The organism is Mycobacterium colombiense CECT 3035 (genome assembly GCF_002105755.1).
Classification (GTDB): domain Bacteria; phylum Actinomycetota; class Actinomycetes; order Mycobacteriales; family Mycobacteriaceae; genus Mycobacterium; species Mycobacterium colombiense.
Window position 1 is genome coordinate 1,371,827 of the sequence record NZ_CP020821.1, and the last position, 23,208, is coordinate 1,395,034.

A 23,208-nucleotide genomic window follows, 5' to 3' on the forward strand; every position below is an offset into this window, starting at 1 on the left:
GCAAAAGCACTTCGTCCCACCGAATCCGGCAGCGCGACAGGCGAAAAGGAGCTGAAGAACGATGGGCAACGTACTCGACCTGTATGACCAGGCCTACTTCGACTTCGAGCGGGCGGCCGGAGCCACCTGCGCGTTGCAGTGCGTGTGGGTGTACGACCGCGGGATCGACATCGACGGCCTGCGTTCGTTCCACCACCGGCTGCGGCGGGGACGGTTGGCGAGGCGCATGGAACGCTCGCCCCTGCCATTCGCCCGGCATCGCTGGGTCGCGGCCGGCAACCAGGCCGACCTTGAGATCGCCGAAACGCCGCGCGCACGCGAGGATTTCGACACCTGGCTGGCCGAGCAGGCCGACACCCCGCTGGACGCCGAGCACGGGCCCGGATGGCACCTGGCGGTGCTGCCGTTCACCGACGGCGGCGCCGGGGTGAGCCTGGTCGTCTCGCACTGCCTCATCGACGGCGTCGGCTTGTGCGAGGCGCTGACGGAAGCCGCTACCGGACAACATCACCCGGACGACTGGCCGGCGGCCGCGTCGCGCCCGCGGTGGCAGGCCCTGCGCGAAGACGCCCGCCAGACCGCGCGCGACCTTCCCGCCATCGGCCGCGCCGTCGTCGCCGCAGCGCGATTCGCTCGACGCGACCCCGCCGCGGCGCCGATGGCCACGCCGGCCGCGCCGTGCTGCGGACCCGGCGAAAAAGCCACTCTGTCAACGGCAACCATCTTTCTCGATGCCGATCAGTGGGACGCCCGCGCGCGGGCGCTCGGAGGAACCAGCAACACCCTGCTCGCGGCGGTGGCGGCCCGCCTCGCCCAGCGGGTGGGGCGGCTCACCGCGGACGGGCGGGCCACTCCGTCGATTCCGGTCAACGAGCGCACCGCCGGCGACACCCGCGCCAACGCCATCACCAACGTCGACATCACTGTCGACCCCGCACTCGCGGACACGGACCTGCGGGAAATCCGGGCGGCAACCAAGCAGGCGCTGATCCGGCACCGCGACGTGCCCGACGAGCGGTGGGCCCTGCTGCCCCTGGTTCCGCTGCTGCCTCGGCGGTTGGTCAGGCGACTGGTCGGCGTGGCCACCGGCGGTACCACCAACGTCGTGTCGTCCAACCTGGGCGTCCTGCACGCCGCCGCCGTCCGGCCGGACGGCACCGAAGCCGACCACTTCGCCATGAAGTCCCTCTATCCGGGCGTGACCACCGCGATAATGCGCCGCACCGGCGGGGTTTTGGCGTTGCTGTCCGGAAGGGTGCACCGACAGATCTTCGTCTCGGTGCTTGCGCATCAGCCGGGCCGCCCCAACTCGAACAACATTCTGCGGCATGACATCTCGACCGTTCTGAGCGACTTCTCGCTCACCGCCTCGATCGGCTGGCCGGGCCCCGTGCCGGCGGCCGACCTGGCGGCGTAGGCCAGCGAGGAAGAAAGGACCCCACGACAATGAGCAACGTACTCGACCTGTTCGACCAGACGGTGTTCCTGGGCGAGCGAGCGACCGGCGCCACCAACCTGCTGCAGTGCGTGTGGATCTACCAGCGCGCGATCGACATCGACGGCCTGCGCCGGTTCCATCGCCACCTGGCGCAGGGGCGGTTGTCCCGCCGCATCGAGCCGTCGCCCCTGCCGTTCGGGCGCCATCGCTGGGTCGCACCGAAGGGGCAGTCCGACCTGGAGATCGTCGCGGCGCCGCGCTCGCGGGAGGACCTCGACGCCTGGCTGGGCGAGCAAGCCGACACCCCGCTCGACGCCGAGAACGGACCCGGCTGGCACCTCGCGGTGCTGCCGTTCACCGACGGCGGCGCGGCGGTGAGCCTGGTCATCTCGCACTGCCTCACCGACGGCGTGGGGCTGTGCGAGGCGTTGGCGGACGCGGCGGCCGGACGCCGCGACCCGATCACCTGGCCCGCGGCCGGGTCGCGCGGGTGGTGGCGGGCCGTGCGCGAGGACGCCCACCAAACCGTGCGCGACGTCCCGGGTATCGGGCGCGCGGTCGTGGCCGCGGCGCGCAGGGCGCGGCGTCCCAGCGCCGGCGCCGCGGCACCGCTCGCGGAGCCGCCTGTCCTCTCCGGCAGCGCCGACGAGCGCGTCACCCTGCCGACGGCGACGATCTTCGTCGACGCCGACGAATGGGACGCTCGCGCGGAGTCACTGGGCGGGACCGGCAACACGCTGCTCGCGGGACTGGCGGCGCAGCTGGCCCTTCGGGTGGGACGCATCGCGGCGGACGGCTCGGTCGCCGTGACCATGCCCGTCAACGAACGCGCCGCCGCCGACACGCGCGCCAACGCCATCATCAATGTCGACTTCGCCGTCGACCCCGCACCCGCCACGACGGATCTGGGCGAGATCCGGGCCACCATCAAGCAGGCGCTGATCCGCTCGCACGACGAGACGAACGCGCGGTGGGAGCTGCTGCACCTTGCTCCGCTGTTGCCGCAGTGGCTGGTCAGGCGGTGCGTGGGCGTTTCGGCTAACGGCGCGGCCAGCGTCATCTCGTCCAACCTCGGTGCGGTCGACCCGGCCTCGCGCCGGCCGGACGGAACCGCCGCCGACCACTTCGTCATGAAGCCGCTCGCCCCGGGCGTGACCAGGGGGGTCATGCACCGGCTCGGCGGCTTGCTGGTGTTGCTGTCGGGGAGAACGAATGGGCGCGTCTTCGTTTCGGTCCTGGCGTATCAGCCGGGCGGTTCCAACTCGAATTCCGCTTTGGCGCAGACCCTTTCGAGCACACTGAGCGACTTCGCGCTCACCGCCACGCTCGGTTGGCCGGACCCGGTGCCGGTTGCCGGCCTGACGGCGTAGGCAACCGAGGCAGACAAGGATCGTGAGAAAAATGGACAACGTCATCGACCTCGTCGACCAGAGCGCGTTTCTGGGCGAGCGGGCGACCGCAACCACCAACCTGCTGCAGTGCGTGTGGATCTACCACCACGCGATCGACATCGACGGCCTTCGGCAGTTCCACCGGCATCTACAGCGGGGACGGCTGTCCCGCCGCATCGAGCGGTCAGCCTTGCCGTTCGGCCGCCATCGCTGGGTCTCACCCGGCACCCAGTCCGACCTGGAGATCGTCGAAAGCCCCCGCCCACGCGAAGAATTCGAGGCCTGGCTCACCGAGCAGGCCGGCACCCCGCTGGATTCCGAGCAGGGTCCCGGCTGGCACCTCGCGGTGCTGCCGTTCACCGACGGCGGCGCGGGCGTGAGCTTTGTCATCTCGCACAGCCTCATCGACGGCGTCGGATTGTGCGAGGCGCTGGCGGACGCGGCCAGCGGCCGCCGCGACCCGATCACCTGGCCCGCCGCCGGGACGCGCCCGCGTTGGCGAGCGCTGCGCGAGGACGTCGGCCAGACCGCGCGCGACGTCCCCGGCATCGGCCGCGCCGTCGTGGCGGGGGCACGATTCGCCCGCCGCAACCGCCGCGGCTCCGGCGCCGAGGCGCCCAGCGCGCCGCGCGCGCCGTTCGCCGGACCTGACGCACGCGTCGATCTCCCGAAGGTGACGTTCTTCGTCGACGCCGGCGAGTGGGATGTCCGCGCGCGGGCGCTCGACGGAACCGGCAACGCGCTCCTCGCGGGATTCGCGGGCCGCCTTGCCCAACGGATGGGACGGGTCGCCGCGGACGGCGCGGCCACGGTGGCGATACCGGTCAACGAGCGCACCGACGGCGATACTCGCGCCAACGCGATCACCAGTGTCGACATCACGATCGACCCCGCGGGCGCGGCGGCGGATCTGCGCGAGATCCGGGCCGCGATCAAGCAAGCGCTGATCCGCCATCAGGAGGTCCCCGACGAGCGATTGGCGCTGCTGCCACTGGCCCCGCTGATGCCGCGGTGGCTGGTCCGGCGCATGGCCGGCGTGGCCCTCGGCGGCGCCACCACCAGCGGATCGTCCAACCTCGGTGCCGTCAGCCCGGCCGCCAACCGGCCGGATGGCACGGATGCCGACCACTTTGCCGTCAGGTTGCTCGCCCCGGGGGTCACCAAGGCGACGGTGCACCGGACCGGTGGACTGCTGGGCCTGCTCTCGGGACGGGCCCACGGACGGGTCTTCGTCTCGGTCGTCGCGTATGAGCTGGGCCGCCCCAATTCGGATGACGCGTTACGGCAGCATATTTCGAGCGTTCTGGAGGACTTCTCGCTCACCGCGACGATCGGCTGGCCGTGCCCGGCGCGAGCACAATGCGCAGAACCGCAAGATCGCCGGTAACGGCGACTATCGCTGACAAGCGCGACACGGGTGTCGCGGCGCCATAGATTCGGTGTCGACGATCGTCGACGAAGGGTTTCACCATGATCAAACGTCCAGGCGCGCTTGACATCTCGGCACCTTCCGGCGTGTTCGCGGCGTTGGGTCGCTGCTCCGTGCGCGCGCCCTGGCTCATCATCGCCGCGTGGGTCGCCGCGGTAGCCGTGCTGACCGTTGCCTTCCCGGCGTTGACGAAGGTGGTCGAAGGCCAGACGGTACAGCCGCTGCCGCCGCAGGCCATGGCCGCAACGGAGCAGATGGCCAAGGACTTCGGTGAATCCGGGCAGAACATCCTGATTGTCGTGCTCACCGACGGCCGGGGCCTGCAACCGGCCGACGAGGACGCCTACCGCGAGCTGGCCGCCACATTTCGCGGCGAGACCAAAGACGTGGCCGGCGTGCAGGACATCGTCGCCACACCCGCGCTGCGGTCGTTGATGGTCAGCGCGGACCACAAAGCGTTCTACCTCGCGGTGATCCTGCGGGCCCCCGTCGGTTCGCCCGAGTCGTCGCAGGCCTACCAGCGCATCACGGAGATCGCCAAGCGCGCCACCGCGGGCACGCCCTTGGCCGCACAGGTGACGGGACAGGGTGCGATGGCGGGCGACCTGGCGATCGTCACCGCTCACGACATGCAGACGATCGAGACGGTCACCGCATTGTTCGTCCTGATCATCCTGCTGGTGATCTACCGGCGACCCGTGACCGTGCTGCTGCCGTTGATCACCATCGGCGTTTCGGTCGCGTCGGCCCAGGGCCTGGTGTCCGGACTCGTTCAGCTCGGGCTCGGGGTGTCCTCGATGACGATCGCCTTGATGACGGCGATGATCTTCGGCGCCGGTACCGACTACGCCGTCTTCTTGATCAGCCGCTACCACGAGTGCCTCCGCTCCGGCATCGACTCCGACCTGGCCGTGCAAAAGGCACTGAGCTCGATCGGTGAGGTGATCGCCGCGTCGGCGGCCACCGTTGCCGTCACCTTCTTCGGCATGGTGTTCACCCGCCTACCCGCGTTCACGAGTATCGGCCCGGCGCTGGCGGTTTCGATCGGGGTCGCGTTCCTTGCCGCGATAACGCTGCTGCCCGCCGTGCTCGTTCTCGCCGGCCGGCGCGGATGGGTCACGCCGCGTGCGGCGCTCACCGGCCGCCTGTGGCAGCGCTCTGCCGTTGCGCTGGTGCGTCGGCCCAAAGCGCATCTGCTGGGGAGCCTCGCGGTGTTGCTCACGCTGGCCGGATGCGCGGCGTTCCTGCGGCCCACGTTCGACGACCGGCTGCAACTGCCGCGGTCGGCACCGAGCAATGCCGGCTTTTCGACGATGGCGCAACACTTTTCGGAAAGTATGTTGCTGCCGCAGTACATCTACGTCCGGTCGCCGCGCGACCTGCGGACGCCGCGGGCGCTGGCCGACCTGGACCAGATGGCTCAGCGCGTCGCTCAGCTGCCCAATATCGCTGCGGTGCGCGGCATCACCCGACCCGGCGGCCAGCCGTTGGATCAGGCCAAGATCAGCTTTCAAGCCGGGGAGGTCGGCGGCAAGCTCGAAGACGCCTCGACACAGATCAACGACAGGACGAGTGACCTCGACGCGCTGACCAACGGCGCAGACCAACTGGCGACGGCCCTCGCGCGGGTGCGCGATGAAATCCGCGGCGCCAGTGGGCCGATGACCAGCGTCACCGCGACACTGAACCAGGTGCAGCAGCAGCTCGCCACCGCGGCGAGCGCCCTGGACAACGTCCGTGGGCTCACGAACGGGTCCGTCTCGGCACTCGCCAACAGCGTCGTCGCGGCGGCGGGCCCGATGTTCGACGGTTTGACCAAGCAGTCGGCGGTTCCGGGCGTGCAGGCGGCCGTGCAAAGTCTGAGCGCTCAATTGGCAACGGCGACTGGCGGTCTGCGGGCGCTGCGTGGCAACGTCGCCGGCATGCAGCGCACGATCGCGGGAATGCAGGCAGCGGCCGATCAGCTCGCCGATGGCAGCCGGCGGCTGGCCGACGGCGTCCGGACACTCGTCGACAAGGTCAAGCAGATGGGCCTGGGCATGAACCAGGCGGCCGACCTGCTGCTGTCGGTGAAGCGTGACGCCACCGCGCCCTCGATGTCGGGCATGTACATCCCGCCCCAGGTGCTCACCTCGGACGAATTCAAGAACGCCGCGAAGCTGTTCTTCTCGCCCGACGGCCATTCGGTGCGCTATCTGGTCGAATCGAGATTCACCCCGTTCAGTCCGCCCGCGATGGACCAGGTTTCCTCGATTCTGGACACGGCGCGCGGCGCCCAGCCCAACACCGCGCTGGCGGACGCATCGATCTCCATGGTCGGGCTCAACGGGATGTACAGCACGCTGCGCGACTACTACGACGACGACTTCGGGCTGATCGTCGTCATGACGCTGCTCATCGTCTTCGCAATCCTGGTCATCTTGCTCCGCGCGATCGTGGCGCCGCTGTATCTGATTGTCTCCGTGGCGATCTCGTACCTGTCGGCGGTGGGGATGGGCGTCGCCTTCTTCCAGTTCCTGCTGCATCAGGCGATGTCGTGGAACGTGCAGGCCACCGCCTTCATCGTGCTGGTCGCCGTCGGGGCGGACTATAACCTGCTGCTGATCACGCGAATTCGCGAAGAGTCGCGCACGGGCATCCGCTCCGGCATCGTCCGGGCGGTCCGTTCCACGGGTGGTGTCATCACCTCGGCAGGCATAATCTTCGCCGCCTCGATGTTCGGCCTGCTGTTCGGCAGCCTGGCCACCATGGTGCAGACGGGCCTGGTCATCGGCGTGGGCCTGTTGATCGACACCTTTGTGGTTCGCACCGTCACCGTGCCGGCCATGGCGGCGCTGGTCGGCAAGGCCAACTGGTGGCCGGCCAAGAGGATCAACACCGGCCGCTAGGCTCAGCGCGGCGGCCCGGCCGGCCGCTTGGCGGCGGCCGCGAACTCTTGCTCGGGTCGTCCGGTCGTCCCGTACCGCAGGCCGACGGTGACGTCGCGGGCGGTGGCCAGCGCCGCCAGATAGCGTTGCGCGGTCGCCCGAGATATTCCGATCGCGGCGGAGACCTCGGCCGCCGACATCGGCCGCTGGGACGTTCGTAATGCCTGCAGCACAAGCTGTTTGGTCGATGAGGCCGCGATGGTGGCGGTTGGCGGGGGAGCGACCCTGGGCCGCAGCGCGTCGAGTGCCGCGTCCACGTCGCCGGCGGTCAGGTTGGGGCCGGCCAACACCTTGCGGTAGCGCGCGTAGCCGGCGAGCCGCGCGGCCAGCTCCGGGGGTGCGAACGGCTTGACGAGGTAGCTCAGCGCCCCGGCGGACAGCGCGGCCCGGATCGTCGCCGCCTCGGTGGCCGCGCTCAGCACCATGCTGTCGCCGTCACGTTCGCGGACAAAGTCGACTCCCGACCCGTCAGGCAGGTAGACGTCGACCAGGGCCAGGTCGACGGGATCGGCCTTGCGCGCGGCCTCGAGCGTGTTCGCCGTGCCGCTCACCGCGAAACCGGGAAGCGTGTTGACCACCTCGGCGTGTAGATTCGCCACGCGGAAGTCGTCGTCAATCACCAGCACCGTCAGCTCTGGGTCGCCCATTGCTCCTCCTCCACCATCACGCCCGGCAGCCGGGCGATGAATTCCGCACCGCGCAGCCGCAGCTCGGCGTCGCCGGCGCTGGCCAGCCACAGGTCACCGCCCAGCGCGCGAGAAATCTGGCGCGACAACGCAAGCCCGATGCCGCGGCCGCCCGGTATCCCCGAGTCGGGCTTGGTCGTGGTGCCCTCGGTGAAGAGGTGATCGACGAAATCGGGTGCCACGCCGCCGCCGCTGTCGGCGACGGTGATGTGCAGCGTCGAACCATTCTGCAGCAGTTCGACTTCCACTTCCTTCACGTCGTTGCCACCCGTCCGGGCCGCATCGATCGCGTTGTCGAGCAAGTTGCCCAGCACGGTGGTGACATCGACGGGCAGCCCGAGACGGCCGGACACCCAGGTGTTTTCACCGATCGTCATCGTCACCCCGGCCTCGCGGGCCGCCGCGGCCTTGGCCGCCAGAAATGCTTGCAGGTAGGCATCGCGGATGGCCTCGATGCCGGGCAGCGCGGATCCCAGCGGGCCCGACCCGAGAATTTCTTCCAGGTATTGCAATCCCTCGTCCACATGACCGCCCTGCAACAGCCCGTTCAGCAGGTGCAGGCGGTTGGCGAATTCGTGGCGTTGTGCGCGCAGCACCGTGCTCATCACCTGCACCGCGTCGAGTTGCCGCGTGAGGGATTCCACGTCCGTTCGGTCCCGCACCACCAAAACCGTTCCCAGCGCCCGCCCTTCGCGCGATACCGGCCGGGCCGAGACGACGATGATGCGCTCGCCCACGCTGGCCAACACCGGGGTCGAATCGGCGGCCTCGAACACGTCGAGAACCCGTGGGGTCAGGCCGATCTGGTCGACCGGCCGCCCCGTCTTGTTGGAGATCTCCAGGAGCCGGCATGCCTCGTCGTTGACGAACGTGGTGTAGCCGGACGTGTCCGCCGCGAGAACGCCTTCGCCGATTCCCTGCAGCACCGCCGCCTGCGTTCGCACCAGCCCGGTGATCTCCGCCGGCCGCAGACCCAGTGTCAGCCCCCGCCAGCGCCGGGCCAATACCGCCGAGCCGGCGACAGCGATGACCAGCAGGGCACCGGCCATCGCGGCCAATACGCGGAGGTTCCTCGAGAACTGCTCGTCGAATGCCTTGGTGGACAGGCCGACGATGACCACCCCCAGCACCCGGTCGGAACCCGATTCGAACACCGGGATTTTCGCCACGATCGCGCGTCCCATATAGGTGTCGTCATGTGATGTCACCTCGTGCCCGGCCAGCGGAGCCGCGATGTCGGCGGCAACGTGGGCTGCCAACCTGTCGCGCTGGGGGCACGCGACCCTGATGCCGCTCGCATTGGCGATGACGACGAACAACACGTGGGTGCGTTGTTCGACCCGGGATGCCACGCCCTGAATCGGACCCGTGGCGAGTTCGTCCACCAGCTCGGGGGTCGGGCTCAACGGGCCGCTGTCGTAGCGCGCGATGTTGGCGATCACCGTGGGGGAGGAGGCGACCACGCGGGCCATATCGGTGGCGTGGACGTGATATTGGCTGTCCAGGCGCGCCCGGTTGAATGCGGCGAAGAGCCCGAAAGCGACGATCAACGTCAGCGTCACGATGACGAGCTGCAGCAGCATCACCTGGGTGGCGAGTCGCAAGTCGATGCGACCCCTGGGGGCCATGGACAGACACTACCGCGCAGGTGAGCAGAATGCGCGAAAGCATGATCATCTCCGTCGCGATGTCGCTACCATTGCGCGCATGCGCGGCTCAAAAATCCTGATCACCGGCCCGACCGGTCAGATCGCCACCCCCATCGCCCGGGCGCTTGCCGCCGACAACGAGGTCTGGGGAATCGCCCGGTTCACCGATCCCGTCGCGCGAGAAGGTCTCGAGAAGGCCGGGATTCGTTGCGAGAAGGTGAATCTGGCGGCCGGCGACTTCGCGGCGCTGCCAACGGATTTCGACTATGTCCTGAACCTGGCGGTGGCCAAGAGCGGAAGCTGGGACAAGGACCTGGCGGCCAACGCGGAGTCGGTCGGCCTGCTGATGGCCCACTGCCGCAACGCGAAGGCCTTCCTGCACTGCTCGTCGGCCGCCGTATACGACCCGCCCGACGACGACCCCCGCAGCGAGCGATCCGCGCTGGGCGACAACCACAAGCCGTTGTTCCCGACCTACTCCATCTCCAAGATCGCCGGCGAGGTCGTCGCCCGGTCGGTGGCGCGCGTCCTCGGAGTGCCCACCACGATCGCAAGGCTCAACGTCCCCTACGGCGACAATGGCGGGTGGCCGTTCTATCACATGGAGATGATGTTGGGCGGCATCCCGATTCCCGTTCCACCCGGCGAACCCGCCCGCTACAACCCCATTCACGAGGACGACATCATCGCGACCATCCCCAAGCTGCTCGAGGTCGCGTCCGTCCCGGCGACCACGGTCAACTGGTGCGGCGACCAGACGGTCAGCCTGCAGGAGTGGTGCGACTACCTCGGCTCGCTCGTCGGCAGGGAGCCGATCTTCGAGGCGAGCGAACAGGCGCTGCGCGGCAATCCCACCACCATCGACCGGATGCACGAACTGATCGGCGGCACCTCGGTCGACTGGCGCGACGGAATCCGCCGCATGGCGGCCAAATTCCATCCCGAGCTCGTCGGCGTCTAGGGCCGGCGTCGCGAGTGGCCATCAGTTCCGAGGCGGCGGCGCAGCGCCTGCGCACGCTGGTCCTGTTGCGCCGCGTCCGCGACCGCATCGACCGGGACCACACGCAGCCACTGGACGTCGAGGCCCTCGCGAGGGGGGTGCACATGTCCGCCGGCCACCTCAGCCGCGAGTTCCGGAAGGCCTACGGCGAATCGCCCTACTCCTACTTGATGACTCGACGCATCGAGCGAGCGATGGCGCTGTTGCGCCGAGGCGATGTGAGCGTCACCGAGGTGTGCTTCGCGGTCGGGTGCTCGTCCTTGGGCACCTTCAGCACGCGGTTCACCGAACTGGTCGGCGTGCCGCCCAGCACCTACCGGCGCCGAGCGGCCGGTGCGCTGGCGGGCATGCCGCCGTGCGTGGCCAAGCAGGTGACGAGACCGATCAGGAATCGAGAAGCATCCGCCGTCGGACCGCACCTAGCCTGACCGCATGAACATCACCATTCACTCGAGCTTCCTTCCCCACCAGGACCCGGAAGCGTCGCTCGCCTTCTACCGCGACGTCCTCGGGTTCGAGGTCCGCCTCGACGTCGGCAAGGGCACGATGCGCTGGATCACGGTGGGTCCGCCGAACCAGCCCGACACGTCCATCGTGCTGAACCCGCCCGCCGCCAACCCGGGCCTCACCGACGACGAGCGCCGCACCATCGCCGAGATGATGGCCAAGGGCAGCTACGCCACACTGCTGCTGGCCACCAAGGACCTCGACGGCACCTTCGAACTGCTGCAGGCCGGCGACGTCGACATCGTCCAGGAGCCCACCGACCAGCCGTACGGGCTTCGCGACTGCGCCGTACGCGATCCCGCGGGAAACCTCATCCGCATCCAGCAACTGCCCTGAGCCGGTCGTGCTTGACCATCCGTGTGCACAATGCTAAGCAAGTGCTCAGCACTGAGCGCATTGGGCGCTGAGGCGCCACGACCGGCAATACGAAAGGGATCAGATGACGGTGCAGGCGGTATTGGACGACATTCGCAAGCGCCCCGGAACGGGTGACGTCATCTCGGTCATCGATCCCGCGACCGAGGAGACGATCACCGAATTCACCGACTGCGGGCAAGAAGCGGTCAACGAGGCCGCGGCCACCGCGAAGGCGACCTTCGAGTCGGGGGTCTGGTCGGACCTGCCGGGCCGCGAGCGGGCCAAGATCCTGTGGCGGATCGGCGAGCTGATCGACGAACACGCCGAGGAGTTCGCTCAACTCGACTCCCTCAACACCGGCATGCCGCTGATGCAGGCCCAGCTGCAGATGTCGACCTGTTCGGAGTTCTTCCGCTACTACGCCGGTTGGTGTTCGAAGATCAACGGCGTCGCCTACGACGTGAAGACGGACGGCATCGCGACCGACAACTACGTCAACATGCACGCCTACACGCTCAAGGAGCCGTACAGCGTGGTGGGCCTGATCTTCCCGTGGAACGGCCCCATCTTCAACGCCAGCGCGAAGCTCGCACCGGCCCTGGCCGCCGGCGGCAGCCTGCTCGTCAAGCCGGCCGAGGAGACGCCGCTGTCGGCTCTGCTGCTGGACCAGCTGATCCACGAGGCCGGCGTGCCCGAGGGCGTGGTCAACCTGCTGACCGGTTACGGCCACACCGCGGGTGCGGCGATCACCGCGCACCCCGACGTCCAGAAGGTCGCCTTCACCGGTTCGACCGAGGTCGGCAAGGAGATCGTGCGGGCCTCGGCGGACAACCTCAAGAAGGTCACGCTCGAACTCGGCGGCAAATCGCCGGTGCTGATCTTCGACGACGCCAACCTGGACAACGCCATCATGATGGCGTCGCTGGGCATCTTCGTGCACTCCGGCCAGGGTTGCGTGTGCGGGTCGCGCATCTTCGCCCAGCGCGGCGTCTACGACCGGGTCGTGGAAGGCATTGCGATGATGGCGAATTCGTTCAAGCTGGGCGCCCCCAGCGAGGAAGGCTGCGTCAGCGGCCCGCTGATCAGCGAGAAGCAGCTGAACCGCGTCATGGGCTTCATCGACGAGGGCAAGAGGGACGGCGTCGAGGTGGTCACCGGCGGCCACCGCCTGGACCGCAAGGGCTACTTCGTCCACCCGACGGTGCTCACCAACGTCGACACCAGCATGCGGCTGTACCAGCAGGAGATCTTCGGTCCGGTGGTCACCATCCTGCCGTTCGACGACGAGGACGAGGCCGTGGCTCTGGCCAACGACACCACCTACGGCCTGGCGGCCACCGCCTGGACGGAAAACCTGGGCCGGGCCCACCGCATCATGAGGCGGCTGCAGGCCGGCAGCGTTCAGGTCAACTGCCAGTTGGTCTTCGACCACGACGTGCCGTTCGGCGGTTACAAGCAGTCCGGCTGGGGACACGAGTTCGGCAAAGAGGGCCTGGAGATCTACCTGAAGACGAAGTCGGTGTGGGCCCAGCTCTAAGGTGCGTATAACGAAAAGTCCCGGGCCCCAACGGGGTCCGGGACTTTTCGATGTCGGCCCGAAGGCGTCAAGATCTCTTGTTGTAGCGGGTGAGGAACCCGACGGAGGCCACCGCGGCGGCGGTCCCGATCACGCCCCACAGCACCACCTGGAACGCCATCGCGCCGAAGAACCAGCCGAATGTCATCCCGAGGTAAAGCATCCAGATCAGCCGGTAGACGCTCCAGATCGCGAGCAGGCCAGTGCTGATCCCGATGTACAGGCTCCGTTGGCGATCGACACGGTTGATCTGCTCCTGGATGCTGGTCGGCACGATGTTCATCTGCTGTCTTCCTTTCGTGGGGCGCCGCCTCCGTGGCGGCGTCGTTGCGGTAAGTACAGACCCGCGAACCGGCTACCGATCCCAATCACGGCCGCCGATTCCGGGCCGCCGGCCCCGCGGGCGCTCTACCCTGCACAACGGGGGCCCGCTCGACCGGAGGTGCGCTCGATGAACGCGATGTGGCGACTTGTCCTGGTATCGGTCGCGGCGGGCGTCGCTTTCGTCGAGCCCGGCGTCGCGGCCGCCGATCCGCCCGCCACCCAGGTGATCACGGTGATGGCCGTCGGACCCGGCGGCGAAGCGATCAACGGCTACCGGGTGGCATCCGGGCCGGGCAACGTCGGTCAGGCCAGCGACTGCTCGGAACCGTCACCGTCGGCGGTCGCCGACGATGTCTACTACTGTTCGCCGAGCGCGGCAGGTGCCGGTACCTGCTGGCCCTCGACACCGGGATCGCTTCTGTGCGTGGACAATCCGTGGGACATGCAGATGCACCGGGTGATGTTCGACGGTCAGCTCCCGCCCGTGCACCCCAACGCCACCCCGGATCCGTTCGCGCTCGCCCTCGACGACGGCACCCGCTGCCTACTGCGCAACGGCGGCGCGTGGGGTGGGCGAGCCGACGGGTACACCGGGGTGTACGGATGCGGCGGCGCCGGCAGCGACCTTGCCGTGCTGTGGCTGCCCAGCCAGGGCGCCGGATCGTGCATCGACCGCTCGGCGTCGGCGTGGACCGTCAAGGTCGGTCGCCTCGGCGCTCCGGACGCCGTCCTGCCACCGCCCGCGACCCGCACCGTGACACAGGCCTGGTTCGCCGGGGGCAGGGCTGGGCAGTAGGGCCACGACGGTACTGCTATAACGCAACCTATGTCTGGTCCAGCGCACACCATTACCCATGTCTCCGATACGGCCCGGTGGACGGCCCTGCACCGGGCGACCGAAACGGCCCGTCCCGATGCGCTATTCAGCGACCCGCTCGCCGAGCGACTCGCCGGTGAACAGGGCCGCGCGATCGTCGACAACGTTCGATGGGCGGATCGCAGCGGATGGTGGCTGGTCGCACGCACCAAGCTCATCGACGATGCCCTCGCCGACGCACTCGCGCACGGCTGTGACCGTGTCCTGAATCTGGCTGCCGGCCTGGATACCCGGCCCTACCGCTTAGATCTCCCGTCCGATCTCACCTGGATCGAAGCCGATTTACCCAAGCTGCTCGCGGAGAAGACGCAAATACTCGCCGATCAGACTCCGCGCTGCCGGCTCACTCGCATAGCGGTTGACCTTGCCGACCCGCACGCCCGAGACGCCTTCTTCACCGAAGCGCTGGACGGCGCGGCGACGGCCTTTGTGCTGACCGAGGGTCTGTCGATGTACCTGGAGACCTCCGACATCGCGGCGCTGTCGGGTGCGATCAAGCGACCCGAGGTCGCCTGGTGGATGCTCGATTTCGCGTTCCCCGGCCTGCGGAAGCGGATCAACAAGAATATGGCCGGGATTGCGGCAAACGCCCCGTTCAAGTTCGCGCCCGAGAACGGGCTGGCCTTCTTCGAAGACCTCGGCTGGCGAGCTGTCGAAGCGGAAACGGTGCTGGTGGCAGCCCACCGGCTGCGCCGCTTACCGATATGGATGCGCCCACTCGCCTGGCGGCAGCCGGACTTGCGCCGTCCTGGCAACAAGCCCTCCAGTGCGGTCGCCCTGCTCACGCACTGAGGCGCCCGCACCCGCCTACCAGACGCGTATCCAGTCGATGAGCATGTCGGCGGGGTAGCTGCCCGGGCCGGGGTCTTCGCCACCCGAACCGGCGACCGCGAGGTTGAACACCGGATAGACCGTGTAACCCGCGCCGTTGAACGGCCAATCGGGCAGCGAACTCGCCGGCACGTCGAAGTAGGGCGCAGCGCCGTCGGTGTAGTCCTTCCAGAAGCGGATGCCCGCCTCGTCCCACTGCGTGCGCCAGGTGTGCCAGGCGCTGTCCACCGCGATGTTGTGGGTCTTCCATTCGCCGCCGTTGGCCTTGGCGTGGACGGTGGTCGCCGAGGGCCATTTGCCGTTGCCGTACCACTCCATCACGTCGATCTCGCCCTGATCGTCGTTGCCGAGCCAATACGCCGGCCAGGCTCCCGGGGTCAGGCAGTTCAGTTTGATCCGGGCTTCCCAGGTGTGGCCGACGCCGCCGCGCCACAGGCTTTGCACCTTGCCGCTGTAGTACGTGGGACCGTCCTTGGCCGCGCGCAGCACCAGGTTGGAATTGCCGTCGACGAACACGTTGCGGCGATCGTCGCGATACTGCCCGATGTGCTCGGGCAGCTCCCAAAAGGTCGGGTCCTTGATCGTCTCGCGGGCTTTGGCGATCGCCCACTTCGACGCGTCGGGGGCGGAGCCGGCCGGACCATCGAATTCGTCCGAGAAGATGTAGCTCCCGGATTGGCCGCTGGGCGCCGCGGGCGGCGGTATCCGGCCGGCAGGTTCGTCCTGCCGGGGCGGGTAGGCCCAGGCTCTCGAGGCCGGCAGCGTGGCTGCCAGCACGCCGATCCCGGTTGTCAAAATCATGCGGCGGCGGTCGATCTCCGGCATAAGCAAGGGACCCTAGCAGCCGACCGTGCATGACGCTCAAACGGGAATTCTGTCGGTGCCCGTCGCTATGGTTCTGATCGCGGTCGTACCAGCACGGACGGCAGCACGGCAGTGGCAACGGATTACGTTCGCAAATTCACGGCCAATTCTCACCTTGACGGGTGGTTTGGTCTCAGGATTCGGCGGGCATTCTGGAATCACGATCCGATAACCACACTGTTGTAGCTTTTGCGGGTGGTACTGAGAGGAGTGACGATCGTGGCGAATACACAAGAAGGCACGGTTATCTTCCTTCAATCCCATCCAGCATGGGCCGCCGCCCAACGACGCGAACGCGAACGCAATGAGGCAATGCGCCGTCATCCGTCGTTCCGCGCCCGCCAGCGCGCCGCAGCCGCTGGTAACCCGGTGGTTCCGATGGTCCGCAACTTCAAGCTGTACTCCAGCGGCAATACCCCCGCCTGAATTCGCCGTCCCATTGGCGCGATCCCGTTCGCATCCGGATCCCGGAATGCCGGCCGCGGAGCAAACGATTAATCCGACCGCATCGGCCGGAACTCTCAAGTTGTAGTTGAGGTATTTACCGACCGTTTCCGGCCTTACTACCGTGCGTAGTAGACATTGGTGGGGAACCGCAATATGGACGGACGGGATGCGGCGAGACCGCACCGTTCGCAAACTGCAGCCGTTGCCTTCGCCGGCTCGGTTTGGCGCCCCAAGTACTCGATCATTTCGGCAGGGGACGTTTTCGTGGCTCGCCGCCGTGACATCGGGGCGGGGCGATCCTCGGCCGTCGCGAGCATGCGGGTGAGGCGCGAAGCGGCCACCCCTTTGGACGCCGTTTGAGTACCGCTTAACGCGTCACGTCAGTCGCGCCCGGAGGTCGCGGCACCGATATCGAGCGCACCGCCGCCCGCTGGATCGTCGACCTCGACGATCGGGTCGTCAACGTCATCGAATTCCAGCCGCAGCGCCCGCGACATGATCGCGTGCATCACGTACATGGTCGTGGTGTAGGTGAATTCGAGGATCTCGGTGTCGGTGAAGACCTCACGCAACCGAGTGAACAACCGCTCGGGCACTCGGCCATGCTGTCCCGCAAGGCAATCGGCATAGGCCAGCAACAGCCGCTCGGTCTGGTCGAAACACTCGGCGGTCTGCCAGGACGGTATGGCCGCGATCTTCTCCTCGGACAGTCCCGCGGAACGGCAGGCCTTGCAGTGTTGGGAGAAGACAAACTGGCTGCCGACCACCCAGCCCGCCCGGATCTGGCCCAACTCTCGATGGTCGGCCCGGATGGAGACCTCTTCGCGGTAAAGGCGGAAGCCGCGCACCGCATGGCGCAGCGCGGCGGGGGATTGGGCCATCACCGTCCACCAGTTGCCGGGAGTGCCGCCGACGGCGCCCGGCTCCGCCACGGGATCGCGCTCGCCGAACATGAAGTCGTACATCTTCAGCGTGAATTCGTCGCTGACTTCACCCCGCGGTATCGGATCAAGACGCGGCATCGCGTCTCCTCTCGGCTGGCGGCCGACCTGGCATGACCGCAGATTGCTTTCGATCCTAGGTTCCGCGGGTGTCGTAACCCAGTTCACGGCGGCTCGGCGGCCGTTGGGCGATAGCCGCCAGTCCCGGCGACCATGCCGCACCGCACACGACCATGGACCGGCTCGCGAATCCGCTGCTAGCGCATGCGCCGTCGCGAGCCGGTCAGAGCTTGCTCGCGACGAAGTCCGCCGCTTGGTTGGCCATGCCGGCGTCGATGTAGGCGCCGGCCAGATGCTGGGGCCAGTTTTCCTTCCAGGTGTTCGGGTCGGCCGGGTTGCAGATCGGATCGGCGCCGTGGCACAGCTCGATGGTCCGGTCGTTGTAGGTCGGGTTGAAGTTGGTGATCGGACCCACCCACTGGCTGCCGTTGCCGAACAGTGCGACGGCGGCGATGTGCTGATCGACGCCCGGCGGCAGCGGGCTGTCGAAACCGAACGCACCGATCGGCGCGGCCAGCACGACGTCGGTGACCGCCGCGCCCAGCGAGTAGCCGCCCAGCACCAGCCGGGTGTCGGGGCAGTTGTTGACCATGTCCTGGACGTGGTGGCTCATGTCGTTGGCGCCCTGGGCGACCTCGGTGTCGGCCGGATACTGCACCGCGTAGGTGCCGACGGTCCTGTTCACCTTGCTGCGCACGTCGCTGATGAACGCGTTGCCCAGCACGCCCGGACCGGGTGATTCGTTGCGGCCGCGGGCGAACACGATTTGCACCGGCGGGCAGTTCGCGGCCCCGGCCGGCGGCGCGGCCCCCGGCGTCCCGGGCGGAAGCAGCGCGGCGGGCAACATCAGGGCGGCCGCGGCCATCACCGCGGCGAGGCCGACAACAGCAAATTTGCGGATAGGCAAGGCGCGCACCAGATGATGGTAGAGCGAACCCGCCCGGTCCGCTGGCCAGCCGTGATACAGATCGCGGATGATCGCTCAGCGCGAACAACGACCACGATGTCGGCGGTCCGGATCGAGACGATAGGTTCAGCTGATGAGTCACGTCGACGCGGATGCGCCCGAGCGCCTGTTCGCGCTGGCCGAACAGGTGCAAGGTTTCATGCCGGCCGACGAGGGTCGCGCGCTGTACGACGCCGCGCTGCGATATCTCGGCGGCGGCATCGGCGTCGAGATCGGCACGTACTGCGGCAAATCCACCCTCCTGCTGGGCGCAGCGGCGCAACAGACCGGCGGCGTGGTCTACACGGTCGACCACCATCACGGTTCCGAGGAGCACCAGGCCGGGTGGGAGTATCACGACGCGTCGATGGTGGACGAGGTCACCGGACTGTTCGACACGCTGCCGACGTTTCGCCGTGCGCTCGATACCGCCCGGCTGGACGAGCACGTCGTCGCGATCGTCGGCAAGTCACCGCTGGTGGCGCGGGGCTGGCGCGCACCGCTGCGGTTCCTGTTCATCGACGGCGGCCACAGCGAGGCCGCCGCGAACCAGGACTTCGACGGCTGGGCCAAATGGGTCGACATCGGTGGGGCGCTGGTCATCCACGACGTGTTCCCCGACCCGAAGGACGGCGGGCGGCCACCGTATTACATCTACTGCCGCGCACTCGATTCCGGACAGTTCCGGGAAGTCTCGGCCACCGGATCGCTGCGGCTGCTCGAACGTGTCAGTGGCGAGCCGGGGGAGCAGCTCTAGCGGAGCGGCGGTCTATCGGCCAGGACCGGTGACAACGCATTCGCAATCGAAGTCGGTCTGCAGGCCCACCGGCAACGCGTCGCCGCGGAAGATTCCCGCCCCGGCGGTGGTGTTCGACAAGGCGTCTGCCGCCAGGATCATCGCCGCACCGGTCCACGTGGTGCGCTCTTCGGGCCACCGCTTGCCGTCCGCGAAAACCAGTCCCGTCCAATACGATCCGTCGTCTTCGCGCAGATGCTGCATCGCGGCGAACTGGCGGCGAGCGTCCGCGTGCCGCCCGATGGCGTCCAGCGCCATCACCAGCTCGCAGGTTTCGGCGCCGGTCACCCAGGGACGATCGCCGACACACCGGATGCCCAGGCCGTCGACCACGAATGCGTCCCAGCGCTGCTTGATGCGCGCGGCCGCCGCCGGACCCCGCAGGGCGCTACCGAGGATGGGGTAGTACCAATCCATCGAGTAGCGGTCCTTTTCGGTGAACGCCTCCGGGTGGGCGGAGATGGCGTGGCCCAGCCGGCCCAGCGCCAACTCCCACTCCGGCTGCGGATCCTCGACCAGGGCGGCCAGGGCAAGCGCGCAGCGGATGCTGTGGAAGATGCTCGAACACCCGGTCAGCAGAGCTTCCGGCAGCACGCCGGCTTCGCTTCGCGCCCAGCCGATCTCGCCGTTGCCGAATTGCATGTCGATGACGAAGTCGATCGCCTTGCGCACCACCGGCCACATCTCGGCCGCGAACGTCTGGTCGCCGGTGACCAGGACGTGGTGCCACACGCCGGCGCCGATGTAGGCGCAGAAGTTGCTGTCGCTGTTGGCGTCTTCGATGACGCCCGCGCGGAATTGGATGGGCCACGAGCCATCGGGGCGCTGGGTGCGGCGGCTCCAGGCGAAGGCGGCCCGCGCCGGCTCCAGCAGCCCGGCGGTGGTGAGCGCCATCGCGCACTCGATGTGGTCCCACGGATCGGTATGGCCGCCCTCGAACCAGGGGATGGCACCCGATGGTTCCTGTTCGGCGGCGATGGAAAGCGCGGTCTGTCGGCATTGTTCGGGAGTCAGAACCCCCGGAACTGCGGGTAGGTTAGACCGATGCAACTGAATACCCTTCAGTCGCTTCGCTTTTCGCCTCCTGCGGTTTGACGAAGTACATCGCTACGCTCTTGCCCACCAGCGGATTGAGCAGCGACTCCGCCAGCTGGGTGATCTTCGGGCGCTGCATCAGGTCCCACACCAGTAGTTTGTGGTAGGCGGTCACCGCGCGGTGGTCGGTGTTCTCTACGCCCACAGCGCATTTGAGCCACCAGAACGGGGAGTGCAGCGCGTGGGCGTGGTGGGTGTGGGTCAGTTCCAGTCCGCCGCCGGAGATCTTGCCGCGCAGCTCGCTGGCCCGGTAGATGCGGACATGGCCACCCTCGTTGGCGTGGTACTCGTCGGACAGCCACCAGCACACCTGCTCAGGCAGCCACCGCGGCACGCTGACCGCCAGCGTGCCACCGACTTTGAGCACCCTGATCAGCTCCGCGATCGCCGCATCGTCATGGGGGATGTGCTCCAAGATCTCCGACGCGATGACGCAGTCGAACGTCTGGTCGGCGTAGGGCAGCTTCAGCGCGTCGCCGACGACCACCGTCGCCGAGGCGCCGGCGGGCGCCTCGCCGGTTTCGGCCATCGCGCGCAGAATGCTGTCCACCGAGCGCAATTCGGCCTCGTCGCGGTCGAAGGCGACGACGTCCGCGCCGCGCCGATACGCTTCGAACGCGTGCCGGCCGGCACCGCACCCCACGTCGATGACCTTGGTCGACGGCCCGATACCGAGCCGGTCGAAATCGACTGTCAGCATGGCGCCCCGTTCTGCGCGCTGCGGGCGATCGCCCGCTCGTACACCCGAACGGTTTGCGCGGCCACGGCTTCCCAGCTGAAGACGTTGACGGCACGGGTGCGGCCCGCCTTGCCGAGGCTGCGGCGCTTTTCCGGGGAGTCCAGGAGTGCGCCGAGCGCGTGGGTCAGCGCATCCACGTCTGCGGGCGGCACCAATTCGGCGCAAGCACCGTCGGTGCCAAGGACTTCCGGCAGCGCGCCGACCCGACTGGCGACGATCGGGGTGCCGCTGGCCATGGCCTCCACCGCGGGCAGCGAAAACCCTTCGTAGAGCGAGGGGATGCAGGCGACCTCCGCGGACGCGAACAGGGCGGCCAGCTCGGCATCGGACAGCCCGCTGGTGATGTGCACGATGTCGGAGATCCCGAGTTCGGCGATGAGCTTGTGGGTGGGGCCATTGGGCTCGACCTTGGCGACCAACCGCAACTCGAGATCGCGGACGGTGCGCAGCCGGGCGACCGCCTGCAGCAGGGTGCGCACGCCCTTCAGCGGGGTATCGGCGCTGGCGATCGCGATGATGCGACCGGGCTCGCGGGGGCCGGATCCGGGTTTGAACAGTTCGGTGTTCACGCCCAGCGGCACCACGTGAAGTTGCTCCGGTGCCACGCCGAAGTCGGCGATGATGTCCGACGCCGACGACGACGAGACGGTCAACAGGTCGGCGATGTGCCGGGCCACCTCTTGCTGCATGTCCAAGAACCCATACCAGCGGCGCACCAACGGCTTTCGCCACCATCGCGCGGCGGCCAGATCCAGCACCCGATCGCGGGTGATCGGGTGGTGCACGGTGGCCACCACGGGAAGCCCCGCCTGGGCGATGCTGAGCAGTCCGGTGCCCAGGCTCTGGTTGTCGTGCACGACGTCGAAATCGGCTGTCCGCTGGGCAAGTAACCGCGCGGCCCGCATCGTGAACGTTCGCGGTTCGGGAAAGCCCGCGGTCCATGTGGTGAGCAGTTCCAAGAGGTCGATGGAGTCACGAATCTCGCTCGGCCGCGGTACCCGGAAGGGATCGGGTTCCCGGTAAAGATCGAGGCTGGGCACCTCGGTGAGGCGGACCCGCGGATCGAGCAGGTCGGGATACGGCTGTCCGGAAAACACCTCGACGTCGTGACCGAGCTCCACCAGACCGTGGCTGAGATGGCGCACGTAGACGCCCTGTCCGCCGCAATGGGTCTTACTACGGTAGGACAGCAGGGCAATTCGCATACTCAACTCTTCTTTGCTGGAAAATGACCGCGGAATGGCGCCGAATCCATCGCGATCAACGGACTCCCGAACTCCGTGACAGCAAACTGGACATGTGTCCAGACTATAGTTCGATCACCTAATCGAGCGCAACGAGCCGGAGATCCGCCGTCCCGCGCGTAGGCGGCCCCCTGGATGTCCGACACGCAAAGATCATGCCACCCGTCGATGTCCGCCATCTTTCCGGCCGGTCGGTCCCGACCGGCCGGGCGCCGCAGGTGACCTGCGCTGACCGGCGAAGATCGGCCGAAGGAAGGCCCGCGTTTTTGTTACCATCGCGCGGTGCGGGATTCGGGCGGACGCGGCGATCGGCGATCGCCTTCGCGGCGCGACCTCTTCAAATATGCGGGCGCCTATGCCGTGGCGCCGGCACTGCTGACCCTGGGTGCGGGCGCCGCGGCCCCGAAGGCGTCGGCGGCCGGGATGAGGCTGATCGATTTCGCCGAGCGCCGGATCGCTCCCGACGAGATCAAGGCGGCCGGCTACGACGGCGTGGTGAATTATGTGTCGCAGTCGCGGCCGGGCGCCAACTTCGAGGCCAAGCCGCTGACCCGGGACTACGCCGACGCGCTGCGCGCCGCGGGCCTGCATATCGTCAGCAACTTCCAGTACGGCAAGCCCGGCTGGCCCGACCCGTCGGATTTCACCCGGGGCTATGACGGCGGCGTGGCCGACGCCCACACGGCCATGCAGTTGCACTCCGCGGCGGGCGGCCCGAACTCGGCGCCCATCTTCTTCAGCGTCGATGACGCCATCGACGCCAACGCGTGGAATAGCGCTGCGGTCCAATGGTTTCGCGGGATCAACTCGGTGTTGGGCGTGGGCCGTACCGGCATCTACGGAGACGCCCAGGTATGTGGATGGGCGATCAGGGACGGCGTCATCGGGCACTCCAGCACCCCCGGGCACCTGTGGGCGTGGCAGACCAGGGCATGGTCGAACGGCGACCGCGAACCCGCCGCGGTCCTCTACCAGACGGTCGTCAACAGCCCGAGCAATCCGGGGCCGCTGCTGGGCGGCATCAATGTCGATGTCGACGATGTGCTCGCTGCCGACTTCGGGCAGTGGGATCTCGATCGCTGAC

At 68.0% G+C, this 23,208-nt stretch carries 22 protein-coding genes; 13 read left to right on the top strand and 9 right to left on the bottom strand.

Features of this window, described 5'->3' with window-relative positions; all coding sequences use genetic code 11:
• Window positions 1–61: 61 nt before the first annotated feature.
• From B9D87_RS06385 to B9D87_RS06400, 4 genes are all read left to right on the top strand, one after another.
• Window positions 62–1,417 carry a non-ribosomal peptide synthetase family protein gene (locus B9D87_RS06385; RefSeq protein ID WP_007771189.1) on the top strand — a complete coding sequence of 452 codons (1,356 nt, stop codon included), beginning with the start codon at window positions 62–64 and terminating at the stop codon, window positions 1,415–1,417.
• A 29-nt stretch (window positions 1,418–1,446) separates the two neighbouring features.
• Window positions 1,447–2,808 carry a wax ester/triacylglycerol synthase domain-containing protein gene (locus B9D87_RS06390; protein WP_007771187.1) on the top strand — a complete coding sequence of 454 codons (1,362 nt, stop codon included), beginning with the start codon at window positions 1,447–1,449 and terminating at the stop codon, window positions 2,806–2,808.
• A 31-nt stretch (window positions 2,809–2,839) separates the two neighbouring features.
• Window positions 2,840–4,216 carry a WS/DGAT/MGAT family O-acyltransferase gene (locus B9D87_RS06395; RefSeq protein ID WP_007771186.1) on the top strand — a complete coding sequence of 459 codons (1,377 nt, stop codon included), beginning with the start codon at window positions 2,840–2,842 and terminating at the stop codon, window positions 4,214–4,216.
• 83 nt (window positions 4,217–4,299) lie between these two features.
• Window positions 4,300–7,146, top strand: coding sequence for an MMPL/RND family transporter (locus tag B9D87_RS06400; protein ID WP_007771184.1), 2,847 nt, complete (start codon window positions 4,300–4,302; stop codon window positions 7,144–7,146).
• A 2-nt stretch (window positions 7,147–7,148) separates the two neighbouring features.
• Here the strand turns inward: B9D87_RS06400 and B9D87_RS06405 are convergent, their stop codons facing one another.
• Together B9D87_RS06405 and B9D87_RS06410 are read right to left on the bottom strand one after the other, a co-directional pair.
• Window positions 7,149–7,832 (bottom strand): response regulator, encoded by a 684-nt coding sequence (locus B9D87_RS06405; RefSeq protein WP_007771183.1) that lies wholly within the window; start codon window positions 7,830–7,832, stop codon window positions 7,149–7,151.
• Entirely contained in the window at window positions 7,814–9,499 is a 1,686-nt protein-coding gene (locus B9D87_RS06410) for a sensor histidine kinase (protein WP_052002478.1), read from the bottom strand. Before B9D87_RS06410 ends, B9D87_RS06405 begins: the two co-directional genes overlap by 19 nt.
• Before the next feature lie 79 nt (window positions 9,500–9,578).
• Between B9D87_RS06410 and B9D87_RS06415 the strand changes: the two genes are divergently transcribed.
• From B9D87_RS06415 to B9D87_RS06430, 4 genes are all read left to right on the top strand, one after another.
• Window positions 9,579–10,481 carry an NAD-dependent epimerase/dehydratase family protein gene (locus B9D87_RS06415; protein WP_007771181.1) on the top strand — a complete coding sequence of 301 codons (903 nt, stop codon included), beginning with the start codon at window positions 9,579–9,581 and terminating at the stop codon, window positions 10,479–10,481.
• Window positions 10,482–10,495: 14 nt separating this feature from the next.
• Window positions 10,496–10,948: a helix-turn-helix transcriptional regulator gene (locus B9D87_RS06420; protein ID WP_007771178.1), complete on the top strand. Its 453-nt coding sequence runs from the start codon at window positions 10,496–10,498 to the stop codon at window positions 10,946–10,948.
• Window positions 10,949–10,952: 4 nt separating this feature from the next.
• Entirely contained in the window at window positions 10,953–11,363 is a 411-nt protein-coding gene (locus B9D87_RS06425; RefSeq protein WP_007771174.1) for a VOC family protein, read from the top strand.
• A gap of 103 nt (window positions 11,364–11,466) precedes the next feature.
• On the top strand, window positions 11,467–12,921 hold the full coding sequence (locus B9D87_RS06430; protein WP_007771172.1) for an aldehyde dehydrogenase family protein: 1,455 nt from the start codon (window positions 11,467–11,469) through the stop codon (window positions 12,919–12,921).
• Window positions 12,922–12,988: 67 nt separating this feature from the next.
• On the opposite strand, the gene B9D87_RS06435 is transcribed toward B9D87_RS06430, so the two are convergent.
• Complete coding sequence (locus B9D87_RS06435; RefSeq protein WP_007771171.1) at window positions 12,989–13,243, bottom strand: hypothetical protein; 255 nt, start codon at window positions 13,241–13,243, stop codon at window positions 12,989–12,991.
• Window positions 13,244–13,420: 177 nt separating this feature from the next.
• Here B9D87_RS06435 and B9D87_RS06440 point away from each other — a divergent pair, with 177 nt between their 5' ends.
• A complete protein-coding gene (locus B9D87_RS06440) occupies window positions 13,421–14,080 on the top strand; it encodes a hypothetical protein (RefSeq protein ID WP_007771170.1) in 660 nt (219 codons plus the stop codon).
• A gap of 30 nt (window positions 14,081–14,110) precedes the next feature.
• Entirely contained in the window at window positions 14,111–14,953 is an 843-nt protein-coding gene (locus B9D87_RS06445) for a class I SAM-dependent methyltransferase (RefSeq protein WP_007771169.1), read from the top strand.
• Window positions 14,954–14,968: 15 nt separating this feature from the next.
• Here B9D87_RS06445 and B9D87_RS06450 read toward each other — a convergent pair whose 3' ends face one another.
• A complete protein-coding gene (locus B9D87_RS06450; protein ID WP_007771168.1) occupies window positions 14,969–15,817 on the bottom strand; it encodes a glycoside hydrolase family 16 protein in 849 nt (282 codons plus the stop codon).
• A gap of 249 nt (window positions 15,818–16,066) precedes the next feature.
• Here B9D87_RS06450 and B9D87_RS26475 point away from each other — a divergent pair, with 249 nt between their 5' ends.
• Window positions 16,067–16,282, top strand: a complete 216-nt coding sequence (locus tag B9D87_RS26475; RefSeq protein WP_085977797.1) for a hypothetical protein — start codon at window positions 16,067–16,069, stop codon at window positions 16,280–16,282.
• 401 nt (window positions 16,283–16,683) lie between these two features.
• On the opposite strand, the gene B9D87_RS06455 is transcribed toward B9D87_RS26475, so the two are convergent.
• Window positions 16,684–17,325, bottom strand: coding sequence for a carboxymuconolactone decarboxylase family protein (locus tag B9D87_RS06455; RefSeq protein WP_007771166.1), 642 nt, complete (start codon window positions 17,323–17,325; stop codon window positions 16,684–16,686).
• A gap of 202 nt (window positions 17,326–17,527) precedes the next feature.
• On the bottom strand, window positions 17,528–18,169 hold the full coding sequence (locus B9D87_RS06460; protein WP_007771159.1) for a cutinase family protein: 642 nt from the start codon (window positions 18,167–18,169) through the stop codon (window positions 17,528–17,530).
• 175 nt (window positions 18,170–18,344) lie between these two features.
• On the opposite strand from B9D87_RS06460, the gene B9D87_RS06465 reads away from it, so the two are divergent.
• Window positions 18,345–19,007, top strand: a complete 663-nt coding sequence (locus B9D87_RS06465; protein ID WP_007771158.1) for a class I SAM-dependent methyltransferase — start codon at window positions 18,345–18,347, stop codon at window positions 19,005–19,007.
• Between the two features lie 12 nt (window positions 19,008–19,019).
• Here B9D87_RS06465 and mmpH read toward each other — a convergent pair whose 3' ends face one another.
• Genes mmpH through manT form a run of 3 tightly spaced genes read right to left on the bottom strand, consistent with a single transcriptional unit; the run spans window position 19,020 to window position 22,085 of the window.
• Window positions 19,020–20,096, bottom strand: a complete 1,077-nt coding sequence (mmpH, locus tag B9D87_RS06470) for an MMP endo-(1,4)-3-O-methyl-alpha-D-mannosidase (protein ID WP_007771157.1) — start codon at window positions 20,094–20,096, stop codon at window positions 19,020–19,022.
• A complete protein-coding gene (locus B9D87_RS06475) occupies window positions 20,083–20,841 on the bottom strand; it encodes a class I SAM-dependent methyltransferase (protein WP_007771156.1) in 759 nt (252 codons plus the stop codon). The genes mmpH and B9D87_RS06475 overlap by 14 nt, the downstream gene beginning before the upstream one ends.
• Window positions 20,835–22,085 carry an MMP alpha-(1->4)-mannosyltransferase gene (gene manT / locus B9D87_RS06480; protein ID WP_007771154.1) on the bottom strand — a complete coding sequence of 417 codons (1,251 nt, stop codon included), beginning with the start codon at window positions 22,083–22,085 and terminating at the stop codon, window positions 20,835–20,837. The genes B9D87_RS06475 and manT overlap by 7 nt, the downstream gene beginning before the upstream one ends.
• A gap of 321 nt (window positions 22,086–22,406) precedes the next feature.
• Between manT and B9D87_RS06485 the strand changes: the two genes are divergently transcribed.
• Window positions 22,407–23,207 carry a DUF1906 domain-containing protein gene (locus tag B9D87_RS06485; RefSeq protein ID WP_007771152.1) on the top strand — a complete coding sequence of 267 codons (801 nt, stop codon included), beginning with the start codon at window positions 22,407–22,409 and terminating at the stop codon, window positions 23,205–23,207.
• The last annotated feature ends 1 nt before the right edge of the window (window position 23,208 follow it).

Bases quoted from the DNA above. Each gene is read 5' to 3' on its own strand.
- B9D87_RS06425 (WP_007771174.1), top strand. From the start codon at position 10,953: ATGAACATCACCATTCACTCGAGCTTCCTTCCCCACCAGGACCCGGAA.
- B9D87_RS06460 (WP_007771159.1), bottom strand. From the start codon at position 18,169: ATGGCCGCGGCCGCCCTGATGTTGCCCGCCGCGCTGCTTCCGCCCGGG.
- B9D87_RS06450 (WP_007771168.1), bottom strand. From the start codon at position 15,817: ATGCCGGAGATCGACCGCCGCCGCATGATTTTGACAACCGGGATCGGC.
- B9D87_RS06435 (WP_007771171.1), bottom strand. From the start codon at position 13,243: ATGAACATCGTGCCGACCAGCATCCAGGAGCAGATCAACCGTGTCGAT.
- B9D87_RS06455 (WP_007771166.1), bottom strand. From the start codon at position 17,325: ATGCCGCGTCTTGATCCGATACCGCGGGGTGAAGTCAGCGACGAATTC.
- B9D87_RS06430 (WP_007771172.1), top strand. From the start codon at position 11,467: ATGACGGTGCAGGCGGTATTGGACGACATTCGCAAGCGCCCCGGAACG.
- B9D87_RS06465 (WP_007771158.1), top strand. From the start codon at position 18,345: ATGAGTCACGTCGACGCGGATGCGCCCGAGCGCCTGTTCGCGCTGGCC.
- B9D87_RS06410 (WP_052002478.1), bottom strand. From the start codon at position 9,499: ATGGCCCCCAGGGGTCGCATCGACTTGCGACTCGCCACCCAGGTGATG.
- B9D87_RS06415 (WP_007771181.1), top strand. From the start codon at position 9,579: ATGCGCGGCTCAAAAATCCTGATCACCGGCCCGACCGGTCAGATCGCC.
- B9D87_RS06405 (WP_007771183.1), bottom strand. From the start codon at position 7,832: ATGGGCGACCCAGAGCTGACGGTGCTGGTGATTGACGACGACTTCCGC.
- B9D87_RS06400 (WP_007771184.1), top strand. From the start codon at position 4,300: ATGATCAAACGTCCAGGCGCGCTTGACATCTCGGCACCTTCCGGCGTG.
- B9D87_RS06390 (WP_007771187.1), top strand. From the start codon at position 1,447: ATGAGCAACGTACTCGACCTGTTCGACCAGACGGTGTTCCTGGGCGAG.
- B9D87_RS06445 (WP_007771169.1), top strand. From the start codon at position 14,111: ATGTCTGGTCCAGCGCACACCATTACCCATGTCTCCGATACGGCCCGG.
- B9D87_RS06385 (WP_007771189.1), top strand. From the start codon at position 62: ATGGGCAACGTACTCGACCTGTATGACCAGGCCTACTTCGACTTCGAG.
- manT (WP_007771154.1), bottom strand. From the start codon at position 22,085: ATGCGAATTGCCCTGCTGTCCTACCGTAGTAAGACCCATTGCGGCGGA.
- B9D87_RS06395 (WP_007771186.1), top strand. From the start codon at position 2,840: ATGGACAACGTCATCGACCTCGTCGACCAGAGCGCGTTTCTGGGCGAG.
- B9D87_RS06440 (WP_007771170.1), top strand. From the start codon at position 13,421: ATGTGGCGACTTGTCCTGGTATCGGTCGCGGCGGGCGTCGCTTTCGTC.
- B9D87_RS06475 (WP_007771156.1), bottom strand. From the start codon at position 20,841: ATGCTGACAGTCGATTTCGACCGGCTCGGTATCGGGCCGTCGACCAAG.